A 12,948-nucleotide genomic window follows, 5' to 3' on the forward strand; every position below is an offset into this window, starting at 1 on the left:
CCGGCTCCAACCACGTTTCCGTCTTATCGGCGTGAGCGATAGAGAGGCCGGATTCCGCGAGTTCGTCGCCGCGCGGATGGAGCCGTTACGCGGGCTCGCCTACCTGACCTGCGGCGACTGGCAGGTGGCCGAGGACGCGGTGCTGTCCGCCCTGGCCAAGCTGTACGTGAAGTGGAACCGGGTGGACAACCCGGAGGCGTACGCCCGGACCGCGGTGGTGCGTGCCGCGATCGACGAGACCCGCCGCCCGTGGTGGCGCCGCGAGCAGTCCCGCAGCCACGCCATGCCCGATTCGGCGCTGCCCGACGACGCCACGGGGGCGGTCGACGAGCGGCTGCGGCTGCGGCAGGCCCTCGACGGTCTGCCGGCCCGGCAGCGGGCGATCCTGGTGCTGCGCTTCCTGGAGGGGCTCAGCGTGCAGCAGACCGCCACGGCGCTGCGCTGCCCGGAAGGCACCGTGAAGGTCTACACCGCGCGTGGCCTCGACGCGCTCCGCCAGATTCTCGGCACAGAGTGGGAGGCCAATCATGAAGCCGCTGTCTGACATGCTGCGCGAGGCCGAAACCGACCCACCTCCGCCCCGCTACGGCGTCGACGATGTGGTGGCCCTGGGCCGGCGGAGGATGCGTCGCCGGAACTCGGTGTGGGCACTCGCCGCGGTGGTGGCGGTGACGGCCGCGATCGGGGTGCCGCAGATCGTCACCCGGCGGGCCGATGCTCCGCCGGTCGTCACTCCCTCGCCCCAGCTCGACCCGTCCCCGGTCGGTGGCCCGTCAGCTGCCGAGTTCATGTTCACCGGATACACGACGGGAGCGTTCCAGGTCCTGCCGCCGGAGAGATGGAGCCTCGAGAGTGAGACGGCCTACATCCACCGGAACGGCAAGGCGGTCGGGGTCCTCGAGGTCTACCACCCGGGTGTGCAACCGGATCGGAACCGCGGCGATCTGAAGCGTAGGCCGACCGATCCGGTAGGAGCAGCGACCGCGTTCTTCATCGACGACTCCAACGACAGGGAGATCCAGCTCGCCTGGGAGTATGCGGACGGAGCGCTGGCCACTGTGCTGGCCGATCCCCGCTCGATGTCACCGGCGGAGATGCGGCAGGTCGCCGAGGCGTTCGGCAGCACCTCGCCGCGCCCCGCCACGATCGGATTCGGGCTCTCCTACGTCCCGGCGGGATACCACCTCATCCAGGTTTCGACGGGCGAGACCTCCACGGTGCGGTTCCAGGTCGACGACGAGGTCCGGGCCCGCCTACAGGATCCGGATTATGAGGACCCGCGTCCCACGGCTGAGCAGGGGCACGCGCCGCGCGGGGTCGTTAACGTCGGCATCGGCCCGAGGGAACGCCAGGGTGTGGAGGCGGACATCACGAAGACCGTCTGCGAGATCCATAAGGACACCGTCACCGGCGCCGAGTCGTTCCACACTTGCGTGAAGCCGCTGCCCGGTGGCCTCGTCGTGCGTGTCTTCGGCGGCGACTACATCAAGCAGCAAGAGCTCCGCAAGATCCTTCAAGGCCTGACCGTGTACGGGACCGAGAAGCCGGTGAGTGACGTCCTACCGGCCACGGCGCGGCCGCTGCCGAAGTAACCGGCACACTGGTAGGCATGCGTGAACCCTGGATCGTCGGCGTCAGCGGAGCGTCCGGAACCCCCTATGCCAAGGCGGTTCTGACCGCCCTGCTGGACGCCGGCGAATCAGTCGACCTGGTCGTCTCCCGGGCCGCCCGGCTGACTCTGCTGGACGAGACCGGAGCGACGATCCGGGACGCGCACTGGAAGGACGACGTGGCCGCATGGCTCGGCCGCGATCTGGGCGACCTCGCCTACTGGCCGGCCGGAGACCTGGCCGCCGGCCCGAGCTCCGGGTCTTATCCGGCGCGCGGGATGGCGGTGGTTCCGGCCAGCACTGCGGCGTGTGCGGGCATAGCTGTCGGGCTGTCGAAGGACCTGCTGCAACGAGCGGCCGAAGTGAATCTGAAGGAGCGCCGTCGGACGGTGGTGGTACCCCGGGAAACCCCGGTCACCCGCAGTCACCTGGAACATCTGATCGGCCTGCACGACGCCGGTGCCGTGGTGCTGCCGGCCAGCCCCGGTTTTTACGGATCCGGGGCCGGCGCGACTGCACAACAACTGATCGACTTCGTGGCCGGAAAGGTGCTGGACGCTTTGGGCGTACCACACACGCTTTTTCGCAGATGGACCGGCGAATTGGGTGAGAGGAACGCTTAGCGCAAGCCGTTCGGCGGGCCGAAGCCCGTCCCCGGATTGCTAGGACCGTTGTTCCGCGGCTTGTTCGCGGCGTCGTCCTCGCGCATCTCCTCGATCACGCCATCGCCTTCGAGCAATGCGCGAACTTCTGACTCACGGAATCGGCGGTGTCCACCCGGAGTACGGATGCTGCCGATCCGGCCTGCGGCGGCCCAACGCGTGACCGTTTTGGGGTCGACGCGGAACAACGCGGCCACCTCGCCCGGTGTCAGCAGACGATCTCCAGTGTCCACAACCCCCTCCTCGGTTTGGTTTCTGGAGCGGCCGGTGGTCACGGTGAGTGTCGGCGTGCTCGATCGGGACGTAAAGTCATTAGAGCACCGCCCCTGAACCAAGTCCGTGAAATGCGGAAAAAGCCCCGATTGCGACAGTGGTCATTATCCTGCCGCCCATTCGCCGCTACCGGGCGTGAAGGCGGGAGCGCCACCCGATTAGGGTTTCAAGCATGGACTCCATCGACCTCCGGCTGATCGACCTGCTACGGGAGAACGCGCGCTCGTCGTACGCCGAACTCGCCCGCAAGGTCGGGCTCTCCGCCCCCGCCGTGCACGAGCGAGTGGGTAAGCTCGAGACCGCCGGAACCATCCGCGGCTACCGCGCCGACGTCGATCACGAGGCGATCGGGCTCGGTGTCACCGCGCTCATCGGCATCATCGAGGACTCCGGAGCCGACACCGACGACGTCCTCGCCGCGGTCCGTGCCATGCCCGAGGTGGAGAGCTGCTATTTCATGGCTGGCGTCGAGTCCTATCAGCTCACCGTGCGAGTCGGCACGATCGCGGAACTGGAGCAGTTGATCGTGCGAATAAACCGGACACCCGGCGTCGCCTCGACCCGGACCGCGATCGCCCTCTCCACGAAGTGGGAGAACCGTCCGCAGCCCGGCCTGGGCTGACGCCGGCGATGGACCTGTCAAAGCTGGACCGCTCGGACAACGTGGCCCGGGACTGGGCCCGCGACGCGATCGCCCTGGTCGAGGCGGACGCCAACCGCTCCGCAGACACGCACCTGCTGCCGTACCCTCTGCCGGTCTCCTGGGGCATCGACCTCTACCTCAAGGACGAGTCGTCGCACCCGACCGGCTCGCTCAAGCACCGCCTGGCCCGATCGCTGTTCCTGTACGCGCTCTGCAACGGCTGGATCGGCCCGCGGACCACTGTCGTCGAGGCGTCCTCCGGGTCGACCGCGGTCAGTGAGGCGTACTTCGCCCGGATGCTCGGCCTGCCGTTCATCGCCGTCATGCCGGCCTCCACCTCGCCGGAGAAGGTCTCGCTGATCGAGTTCCAGGGCGGCCGATGTCACCTGGTCGCCGACGCGACCCAGGTGGTGCCGGAGGCCCGGCGACTCGCCGCCGATCTCGGTGGGCACTTCATGGACCAGTTCACCTACGCCGAGCGGGCCACCGACTGGCGCGGCAACAACAACATCGCCGAGTCCATCCACAGCCAGCTCGCTCTGGAACGGCACCCGGTCCCGGCCTGGATCGTGGTCGGCGCCGGCACCGGCGGCACCAGCGCCACCATCGGCCGCTACGCACGGTACCGCCGTCTCGAGACCAGAGTCTGCGTTGTCGATCCCGAGGGATCGGCGTTCTGGCAGGCTTACCTTGCCGGTGACTGGACCACCGTGACCGGGCGGGGCTCGCGCATCGAAGGGATCGGCCGGCCCCGGGTGGAGCCGTCGTTCCTGCCGTCGGTGGTGGACCGGATGATCCACGTACCGGACGCCGCCTCACTCGCCGCCATGCGAGCCGGCACGGCCACCCTCGGCCGACGGCTCGGCGGGTCGACGGGCACCAACCTGTGGGGCGCGTTCCGGCTCATCGCTGAGATGCGTGCGGCTGGGCGTACCGGATCGGTCGTGACGTTGATCTGTGACGGCGGCGAACGTTATGCCGACACCTACTACTCGGACGACTGGGTGGCCACCCAAGGGCTCGAATTGTCCCCTTACTCCAGGGTGATTGAGCGATTCATGGACGGTGGCGACTGGCCGGGCTGACATCCATCGACGGGCCATGATTAGATCCGGCTCGTGGAGGATGACCTCGATCATCGATCGGGTAGGGATTGGGTGGCGCGGGCGTTCGGCGCCTTCGGGGTGCTCCTGCTCGCCGTCTCCTCCGTCAGCGTGGTGTTCTGGCCGCAGCCCTCCCGGCCGAAAGCGGCGACCGCCGCCCCCGTCGTCGCGCCCGACCCGTCGGCCCTGATCGAGCAGAACGTCCGGTTCGCCCTCCAGAACCAGGTCGACGCGCTGCTCAGCGGCGACGAGGCGGGCTGGCTGGCGCCCGTCGACCCGGCGGCCCAGAAGCGCTACCGGGCCATCTACCGCAATCTGCGCAACCTGGAGATCAGCCGGGCCGAGTACGGCCTGGAGATCGACGACGGGAGCACCACGACCGCGGTCGAAGCCCGGTACGAGCTCAGCTACTGCCTCAGCGACGTCTCCTGCCCGGCCTGGGAGGACTCGATCGGCGGCGGACCACCGACGGTCCTCTACGACCTGACCCTGACACAGCGGGGCAGCGGATACGTCGTCACCGGGATCGCCGACGTCAAGGACGAGAACCCGCTCCAGCCGACCCCGTGGGAGACCACCGAGCTGCGCTTCGCCCGCGGCGAGCGGGTCATCGTCGCCGGCCCGCCCGGTCAGGCGAAGAACCTCCAGCGGGTGCTCACCGCGGCCGAGAAGGCCGCGAAGATCGTCGACCGATTCACCACCACGCCGCCGGCCCGCTACCGGGTCTACCTCGCCGACGACAAGACCTGGAAGCAGTGGTACGGCGGCCAGCTCTCGAAATGGGTCATCGGCTATCACATCGCTCTGAACCAGACCGGCAGCGACATCGTCCTCAACGCCGGTGACGTGCTCGACTCCGATCGCCAGCTCGCCGTCACCGTCCAGCACGAGATGGCGCACGCCGTCACCATGGTCCCGTCCCACAACTGGGATCAGGACGAGGATCTGTGGCTCGTCGAGGGGGTCGCCGAGTACATCGGGTTCTACCCCGGTAAACCGCAGAGCACCGAGAGCCGGTACTCGTTGCGGTCCTGGTACGACGAGCACGGTCCGATCAAGTCGATCGTGCGGCCGGAGCTCACTGACAAATCTGATGATCTGACGGTCAGCGCCCTCTATGCGACAGGGCACTACGCGGTCGGCTGCATGGTCGACCACTACGGCCGGGCCCGGATGCTCGTCTTCGTCAAACAGGTGCTCCAGGGCGGGCAGGGCCTCGATCCGGCCTCCCGGGTGGCCTTCGGGAAGCCGTTCAAGACCGTCGACAAGGCATGCGTCAGCTGGATCACACAACGCGTCTGACCACCAGGCCGAAATGGGATAGAGGCCTGTCGAATCAGGTGGTTAGATCCTCGGTCATGGATGAGACGCCGGTACCCGAGCCGCCTTTCGAGTCGGCCCCCGCCGCGCTGCCCGAGCCGCCTCCCGGTCCGTCTCTCGAGCTTCCCCCGGGTCCGTCTCTCGAGCCGTCTCTCGAGCCGTCTCCCGAGCTTCCCGCCGACCCCTCTCCGGAGCCTCGGAAACCCTCGGCGCTGGTCGCCGGCCTGGCCGTGCTGGCGCTCGCCGTGGCTGCCGGTGTGGTGATCTTCTGGCCGGACCGGCCGGAGCCCGCGACCGCCACCGCGATCCCGTCAGCGTCGGTCACGCCGTCCGCCTCGGCCACCCCGCTGACCCCGCTCCAGCAGGTCGACGCCCTGCTCGACGCGCAGGTCCAGGCGCTGGTCAAAGGTGACGAGGCCGGCTGGCTCGCCCCGGTCGACCCGAAGCTGCAGGGCCGCTACCGGACCATCTTCCAGAACCTGCGGGCCCTCGAGGTCACCGCCGCCGACCTGACCATCGACGGGGAGCCGAAGATGGACGGCGCCGTGATGAAGGTCCGGGTCGACCTAAACTACTGCTTCAGCGGCGCCGACTGTCCGGCTCACCGTTCCGACCCCGCCGCCGGGGCGCCCGCGTTGATCAACACGCTCACCTGGACACCGCGGGCCGGCTCCTACGTGATCACCGCGATGGCCGGCGCCGGCGTCCAGAACTACCTACAGCCAGCCCCGTGGGAGAACGCCGCACTGACCTTCGCCCAGGGCAAGCGGGTGATCGTCGCCGGCCCGAAATCGCAGGCCAAGAACGTGCGCCGGACCCTGCCGCTGGCCGAGAAGGCGGCCGCGGTCGCCGATCGGTACGGCGTCCAGCTCCACAACGAGCAGCCGAAGTACCGGATCTACCTGGCCGACGACAAGGGCTGGAAGAACTGGTACTCGGGTCTGGCCCCGAACTGGTCGGTCGCCTACCACCTGCCGCTCAACGGGGTCGGCAGCGACATCGTGGTGAAGTCCAGCGAGGCGATGTCCGGCAGCGACCGCGAACTCACCGAGATCATCCAGCACGAGATGGGCCACGCCGTCACCCTCAACGACACCCGTAACTGGGACGACGAGGACGACCTGTGGCTGATCGAGGGCGTCGCCGAGTACATCGGCTACCAGCCCAGCAAGCCCCAGAACAGCTACAGCCGGGACGCGCTCCGATACATCCAGGCCCGGCGCGGCGCGATCAAGACGATCGCGTTGCCGAAACTCACCGCGAAATCCGACGACCTGACCGTCGCGCGGCTCTACGCCACCGGGCACTTCGGGGTGGGCTGTATCGCGGAGAAGTTCGGCGAGGAGAAGATGTTCAACTTCGTCTCGCTCGTGCTGCGCGAAGGGCTCGAACTCGACGTCGCCTCACAGGCCGCCCTCGACAAGCCGTTCAAGACCGTCGACAAGGCCTGCGTCAGCTGGATCAAGCAGAAGCTGTGACCCGGCGGGCCAGCCCCGGCCGCTCCGTCACGAATCCCTCTGCGTCGCAGAGCAGGTCGACGCTGGTGATCTCGTCGGCGAACCGCACCCGCCCATCGTCCAGCCGCGTGTAGATCTGGTCCGCCTGCACCACCTCCAGGCTCGGCACCAGAACCCACGCCACACTCAGCCGATGCGCGACGCCGGGCTCGGCCGCCTCCATCAGCCCCAGCCGGTGGATCGGCAAGGTAGCGAAGAGCGACGACCCACCCAGCCCGACGTCGAACGCGCCGTACAACAGATCAGGATCGTCGCACCCGGGTAGGCCCGCCCTCGGATGACCGTTCCTGATCAGCTCCGCGTCGAGATCACCCTGTTCAGAAGCGGTCACGCGCCAGCGACCCGCGGCCAGTTCCAATCGCACGGCACGCGCCCAGCCAGCGCCCTCGGCCCGAACGTCCAGCCGGGCGGCCGCCCAATCCGGGCCGGTCTGCACCTCATAGCGGCAGGCGAAAGGGACAGGCGCGGCCGCCAGGAGCGTCCCCTGCGCATACAGGCCGTCGCGCGCCTCCAGCAGGGCGTGCTCGGCGCCGGAGACGTCGCTGCGCTCCCAGAACACCGCAGTAGGCAACGGCATGTCAAAAACCTACCATTTTGTACGACCTACGAAGGTCCCGTGGCCACCCCGCGACGTAGGCGAAACTCCCGCCCGCCAGCGCGCCTTTCGGGCGGAAGCCGTCCAATCTCCGGTGGGGCACCGCGCTGTCTCAGGCGCCCGTCCCAACCCCCAGCCGGCTCTCACCGCTGTCATCGGATGCTTCAGAGACCGTCCGTAATCAGAGTCTGGTCCATCCGCCCGGCTCCCGTCACTCGGCGTGGCGGTTGCTGGCGGAAACGCGAAAATGGCGTCCTGACCGTTGACAGCGGTTAAGCAGGCGTTCTGTGCTGCGGGTAGCCGTCGCCGTAGCGGTGACGTGCGCACACGTTGGCGTTGCGTGTGTCCGGGTCATCGTCGTGGCGTAGGTGAACGCCCACGATCGGCCCTGCGCGTGCTCCTGTCTCTGCTCGGGCAAGGACCGGAGCACACGATCGGCCAATGTGTGCGCTGGTCGACGTTGCCGACCCGCGCCACCGGCAGCAGCAGGCCCCGCGAAACGAGTCGCAGACCCCCACCGGCCGTCGCCGAGCCGCTGGCTTCGGCAGTGAGCGACGGTTGGCGGTCTCGGCCGTCGTCCAGCCCGGAAATGCCGCTCGTATTCCAGTGCTGGGCGACGGCTCGTGGTCTCGGTCGGGACCGATCCCGGCCGCGAAAGATCTCTAGACAACGGTGTGGGCCAGCTGAGGGAGGGGTGAGCGGAAGGGTAGGCCTCAGCCCGGAAGTGCGTCGCGGGTCGGACGGGTCGCCTGCGTCGCGGGGTAGGTGCGAGCTTTGGTAGCCGTACCAAATGAAAGGCCGAAGCCCCGGACACCAGGAGGTGACCGGGGCTTCGGTGTGGTTGATCAGTAGCTGCGCGCGGGGCGGGTGCCGAAGCGGCCGCCCGGGCCCTCGCGACGGTCGCCGCGGTGGCTGTCGGTGCGGTGGCCCTCGCGACGGGGACCCGCCGGGCGGTCGCCGAAGCGGTCGCCGGCCGGACGGTCGCCGAAGGAACGCTGCGGACGGTCGCCGGAGGGGCGGTCGCCGAACGAACGCTGCGGGCGGTCGCCGAAGGAACGCTGCGGACGGTCACCGGAGGGACGGTCACCGGTCTGACGGTCGCCGAACGAGCGGTCGCCGTACGGGCGGTCGGAACGCTGACGGTCGCCGAAGCCACGGTCGCCGCGGTCGCCGAAGCTGCGGTCGCCGGCCGGACGGTCGCCGAAGCTACGGTCGCGGTCGCCGAACGAACGCTGCGGACGGTCACCGAACGACCGGTCGCCGGCCGGACGGTCACCGTAGGAACGCTGCGGGCGGTCACCGAAGGTCCGCTCGTTGCGGTCGCCGAAGGAACGCTGCGGGCGGTCACCGTACGAGCGCTGCGGACGGTCACCACGCGGGCGGTCGCCGAAGCGGCCACGGGAACCACCGGAACGCTCGCGACGGGGCTCCGGCTCGTCCACGACCGGGACACCGCTGGGCTCACGGGCGCCGGTGATCTCGGACAGCTTGTCGTCGCCCAGGCGGACGCGGGTCTCGGCGGGAGCAACCCCGGCCTTCGACATCATCGCCTGCGTGGTGCGGCGCTGCTTCGGGAGAACCAGCGTCACGACCGCGCCGGACTCGCCGGCCCGAGCGGTACGGCCGGCCCGGTGCAGGTAGTCCTTCGGGTCCTTCGGCGGGTCCACGTGCACGACGAGCGAGATGCCGTCGACGTGGATGCCACGGGCCGCCACGTCCGTCGCGACCAGGACGTTCGTCCGACCTTCCTTGAACTCGGCGAGCGTACGGGTACGGACGCGCTGCGTCTTGCCGCCGTGCAGGGCGCCGGCCCGGACACCGACCGCCGCGAGCTGCTCGACCAGCCGGTCCACGCCCATCTGGGTGCGCGCGAAGACGATGGTCTTGCCGGCCCGGTTCGCGATCCACGAAGTGATCGGGAACTTGTCGGCCGGCGGGATCAGCAGCAGGTGGTGATCCATCGTGGACACACTCGCCTCCGCCGGAGCGGTCGAGTGCGTCACCGGGTCGTGCATGAACCGCTTGACCAGCGCGTCGACGTCACCGTCCAGAGTGGCCGAGAACAGCAGGCGCTGCGCGTTCTCCGGAGTCTTCGCCAGCAGATCGGTGACCTCGGGCAGGAAGCCCATGTCAGCCATCTGGTCGGCCTCGTCCAGAACGGTCACCTCGACGTCGTCGAGCTTGCAGGCGCCCCGCTCGATCAGGTCGGCGAGCCGGCCCGGAGTGGCGACGATCACCTCGACGCCGCGGCGCAGAGCGTCCATCTGACGGTCGTACGGAACGCCGCCGACCGCGGTCTTCAGGAAGACGCCGACCGCCCGGCCCACCGGCATCAGCGAGTCGGCGACCTGCATCGCCAGCTCGCGGGTCGGCACCAGGATCAGAGCCTTCGGGTAGTGCGGACGAGCCCGGCCACTCTGTGCGGTGCGAGCCAGCACCGGCAGGCCGAACGCCAGGGTCTTGCCGGAGCCGGTCTGGCCACGGCCCAGGACATCCCGCCCGGCCAGCGCGTCCGGCACGGTCGCGGCCTGGATCTCGAACGGTGTGGTGATGCCCTCACGTGTGAGGACGCGCACGATCTCGGCCGGCAGGCCCAAGTCGGCGAAGGTCTTGGCGGGGGCCTCGACGGCCTCCGGGGTGGTCTCGGCGACCTCGACGGCCTCGGGGGTGGCCGGGGTGTCGCTCTCGGTGCTGCTGTTGTCGAAGACGGACGGGAACGTGCTGGGATCAGCGAAAGTGGTCAAGAGAACCTCTCTACGGGGGCGCATGCTCGCGAATGGCCCGCCGCGGTCATCGGAGACCGCCCGCTGAAATGCCCGCAAGAACGCCCGTGGCGTGCACCGGGTGGGCACGCCGCGTCAATAACTACCATCAGTGTACGGGTGAACGTCTGAACCGCCGACCGCATTCCGGCCGGGTAGTGGGCATGCTCACCCCGAAGCGCAACCGCGCAAGCTTAAACGTTCGAGGCCCCGGGCGACAAAACGCCGGGGCATCGTGGCACTGTCGGGACTGCGTCAGTTGGTCACTTACCGGTCAGATTGCCGAGAAAATCGGTGAAAGCGTCACCGGCTGTGAACACGAACACAAGGCTCACCGTCACCAGCAGGCCGAGCACGGCGAGCATGGCGACGACCACCTTCAGATTGCTGCGGCGCTGGTCGACCGGAGCGTCATACCAGCCCTGAGCCAGGATGTGGCCGGTGAGCGAACCCGAGTTCTCCACCGGGTCGGAGACCGGCATCGTCATGTCGATCGCCGGGTAGCCGCCGGTGCTGTACACCGTGCCCTGGCCGCGCTGCTGCGGCACGCCGCCGGCGACCGGGCTGATCGGGGTGGTCGGCGGGTTGCCGTACTGGGCGGGCTGCGGGGTGGCGGCCGAGACCGGCTGGGTCATCTCGATGTTCTCCGGCGACGACGGGAAGCCCCGGTAGGGCGTCCCGCGGGGGGCGCTCTGCGGAGCCGGTGGCAGGCCTGCCGAGGCGGCGGTGGGCGGCAGGGTGTAGCTGGGCAGACCGTTGCCGGCCGGCCCGTTGCCGACCGCCCGGTTGCCGCTCGCCGGGCCGTTGCCGCTCGCTGGACCGTTTCCGATCATCGGCGCCGGAGGAACCGGACCTGGCGGAACCGGGCCGGGGCCGGGCGGGATCGGGCTGGGACCGGGACCCGGCGGAATCGGGTTCGGGCCGGGGCCGGGCGGGACCGGGCTCGGCGGCACCGGAGTGGGCGGCACCGGGCCCGGAGGCACGGGGGTCGGCGGGATCGGGCCCGGCGGAACCGGGCTGGGCGTGGGTGTCGGCGCGGGCGGGACCGGGCCGGGTTTGGGCGCTGGCGGGATCGGGCTCGGCGCGGGCGGGACCGGGCTCGGTGTGGGCGTCGGCACCGGTGGGACCGGGCCGGGCCGGGGCGTCGGTGGGGCCGGGGTGGGCGCCGGGAGCGGTGTCGGCGGTTTGTCCGGTTCCGGGTCGGCTGGTTTCGGCGGGGCCGGGGGTGCCGGCACCGGCTGCGGCTTGGCCGGCTCCGGGTCCTTCTCCGGTTCGGCGGGCTCGGACGGCTTCGGTTCGGCGGGCGCGGGCGGGTCGCTCGGCTCCGGTTCCGCGGGCTTCGGGTCTGACGGCTTCGGATCAGCCGGCTCTTCCGGGTCGGTCGCGTTCTTGGCCGTGCTCTTGTTGCCGGCTGCGTTCTCGGCACCGGGGACCGGGACGGCCACCGAGGCCGAGCCGACTGGTCGTGGAGTCGTGCCGTAGACCGTCGGCTGGGCCGCTGCCCGGGCCGAGGCCGGTACCTCGTCGGCGGCCGGGCGAACCACGCCGGGCACGGAGACCCGTGCGGCGCCGGATCCGGGCACGGACGAGACCGGCCGCACCGACGACCCGGAGGCCGGGGCGCTGGAGCTCGGCGGAGCCGAAGTCGGAGCGCTGGCGGCCGGTGGGGCTGAAGTAGGAGCGCTGGCGGCAGGCGGAGCCGAGGCCGGCGCGACGGAAGCGGATGCCCGGGCGACGGGAGCCGGAGCTTCCGGGGCCGGAGCGGCCGAAACCGGAGCAGAGGCACTGACTCTGGGCGCGGGCGGCGTGGAAACAGGCACCGCCGCGGACGCCTTCACGACCGGCGCGCCGGAAACCGGAGCTGCTGCGGGACCGCCGGAGACCGGTGCGACCGGAGCCGCGGAGACCGGGGCGGCTGCCGAGCTGCTGGGCGCGGGTTCGGCGGAGGCCGGGGCGGCTGCCGAGCTGCTGGGCGCGGGAGCTGCGGAGACCGGGGCGACTGCCGAGTCGGTGGGCGTCGAGGTGGCGGCTGGCTCGTCGGAGGCTGGGGCCGAATCAGCGGGCGCCGGGACAGCAGAGTCCGGTGCCGACGGGGCCGAGGACCCCGGCGCGGCGGAGATCGAGTCGGCGGGTTCGGCGGAGACCGGCGAGGCTGAGACCGGCGAGGCGGAGACCGACGCGGCGGAGATCGGCGCCTCGGAGATCGTCGCGGCAGACGGGGGTGTGACGGAGGCGGGCGAGGTGGCGGCAGGCTTGGGATCACCGGCCGGAGCGGCCCACAACGCGCCCGGGGCGGGCGGCGGCGGCGGAGCGTACTCCTCGGTGTCGTTCGCGGGCGGCCGCGCGGCGGACGGCGTCCCGATATCGCCGTCCTTGGTCGCCTGCTGCTCGTCCATTTGGGTCCTCCAGACCACCGCTGCCGACGAAGTCTCGGACGTCGGGCGCTGACCATAACCGTGCCAC

12 protein-coding genes are annotated in these 12,948 nt (G+C 70.2%); 8 read left to right on the forward strand and 4 right to left on the reverse strand.

The window, feature by feature from the left end:
* Positions 1 to 31 precede the first annotated feature (31 nt).
* The 3 genes from AB0E94_RS03760 to AB0E94_RS03770 are packed head-to-tail and all read left to right on the forward strand — an operon-like array spanning position 32 to position 2,233.
* A complete protein-coding gene (locus tag AB0E94_RS03760) occupies positions 32 to 544 on the forward strand; it encodes a SigE family RNA polymerase sigma factor (RefSeq protein WP_360322045.1) in 513 nt (170 codons plus the stop codon).
* Positions 528 to 1,592: a hypothetical protein gene (locus tag AB0E94_RS03765; RefSeq protein WP_360322048.1), complete on the forward strand. Its 1,065-nt coding sequence runs from the start codon at positions 528 to 530 to the stop codon at positions 1,590 to 1,592. The genes AB0E94_RS03760 and AB0E94_RS03765 overlap by 17 nt, the downstream gene beginning before the upstream one ends.
* A gap of 17 nt (positions 1,593 to 1,609) precedes the next feature.
* Positions 1,610 to 2,233, forward strand: a complete 624-nt coding sequence (locus tag AB0E94_RS03770) for a UbiX family flavin prenyltransferase (RefSeq protein WP_360322051.1) — start codon at positions 1,610 to 1,612, stop codon at positions 2,231 to 2,233.
* Here AB0E94_RS03770 and AB0E94_RS03775 read toward each other — a convergent pair.
* Positions 2,230 to 2,505: a BldC family transcriptional regulator gene (locus AB0E94_RS03775; protein WP_317789120.1), complete on the reverse strand. Its 276-nt coding sequence runs from the start codon at positions 2,503 to 2,505 to the stop codon at positions 2,230 to 2,232. The genes AB0E94_RS03770 and AB0E94_RS03775 overlap by 4 nt on opposite strands.
* Before the next feature lie 212 nt (positions 2,506 to 2,717).
* On the opposite strand from AB0E94_RS03775, the gene AB0E94_RS03780 reads away from it, so the two are divergent.
* The 4 genes from AB0E94_RS03780 to AB0E94_RS03795 are packed head-to-tail and all read left to right on the forward strand — an operon-like array spanning position 2,718 to position 7,089.
* Positions 2,718 to 3,167, forward strand: coding sequence for an Lrp/AsnC family transcriptional regulator (locus AB0E94_RS03780; protein WP_093620032.1), 450 nt, complete (start codon positions 2,718 to 2,720; stop codon positions 3,165 to 3,167).
* A 14-nt stretch (positions 3,168 to 3,181) separates the two neighbouring features.
* On the forward strand, positions 3,182 to 4,273 hold the full coding sequence (locus AB0E94_RS03785; RefSeq protein WP_360322732.1) for a PLP-dependent cysteine synthase family protein: 1,092 nt from the start codon (positions 3,182 to 3,184) through the stop codon (positions 4,271 to 4,273).
* 33 nt (positions 4,274 to 4,306) lie between these two features.
* Positions 4,307 to 5,593, forward strand: coding sequence for a hypothetical protein (locus AB0E94_RS03790; RefSeq protein ID WP_360322055.1), 1,287 nt, complete (start codon positions 4,307 to 4,309; stop codon positions 5,591 to 5,593).
* A gap of 56 nt (positions 5,594 to 5,649) precedes the next feature.
* Positions 5,650 to 7,089: a hypothetical protein gene (locus AB0E94_RS03795; RefSeq protein WP_360322058.1), complete on the forward strand. Its 1,440-nt coding sequence runs from the start codon at positions 5,650 to 5,652 to the stop codon at positions 7,087 to 7,089.
* Here the strand turns inward: AB0E94_RS03795 and AB0E94_RS03800 are convergent.
* The 3 genes from AB0E94_RS03800 to AB0E94_RS03810 all read right to left on the reverse strand — a co-directional run bounded on the left by AB0E94_RS03800 (position 7,073) and on the right by AB0E94_RS03810 (position 12,068).
* Positions 7,073 to 7,705 (reverse strand): putative glycolipid-binding domain-containing protein, encoded by a 633-nt coding sequence (locus tag AB0E94_RS03800; protein ID WP_360322061.1) that lies wholly within the window; start codon positions 7,703 to 7,705, stop codon positions 7,073 to 7,075. The genes AB0E94_RS03795 and AB0E94_RS03800 overlap by 17 nt on opposite strands.
* An 863-nt stretch (positions 7,706 to 8,568) precedes the next feature.
* On the reverse strand, positions 8,569 to 10,467 hold the full coding sequence (locus AB0E94_RS03805) for a DEAD/DEAH box helicase (RefSeq protein ID WP_360322064.1): 1,899 nt from the start codon (positions 10,465 to 10,467) through the stop codon (positions 8,569 to 8,571).
* Positions 10,468 to 10,748: 281 nt separating this feature from the next.
* Positions 10,749 to 12,068: a hypothetical protein gene (locus tag AB0E94_RS03810; protein WP_360322067.1), complete on the reverse strand. Its 1,320-nt coding sequence runs from the start codon at positions 12,066 to 12,068 to the stop codon at positions 10,749 to 10,751.
* A gap of 223 nt (positions 12,069 to 12,291) precedes the next feature.
* Here AB0E94_RS03810 and AB0E94_RS03815 point away from each other — a divergent pair, with 223 nt between their 5' ends.
* Positions 12,292 to 12,933, forward strand: a complete 642-nt coding sequence (locus AB0E94_RS03815) for a hypothetical protein (RefSeq protein ID WP_360322070.1) — start codon at positions 12,292 to 12,294, stop codon at positions 12,931 to 12,933.
* The last annotated feature ends 15 nt before the right edge of the window (positions 12,934 to 12,948 follow it).

Origin of the sequence: Actinoplanes sp. NPDC026670 (genome assembly GCF_040638175.1) — a bacterium.
Lineage (GTDB): Bacteria > Actinomycetota > Actinomycetes > Mycobacteriales > Micromonosporaceae > Actinoplanes.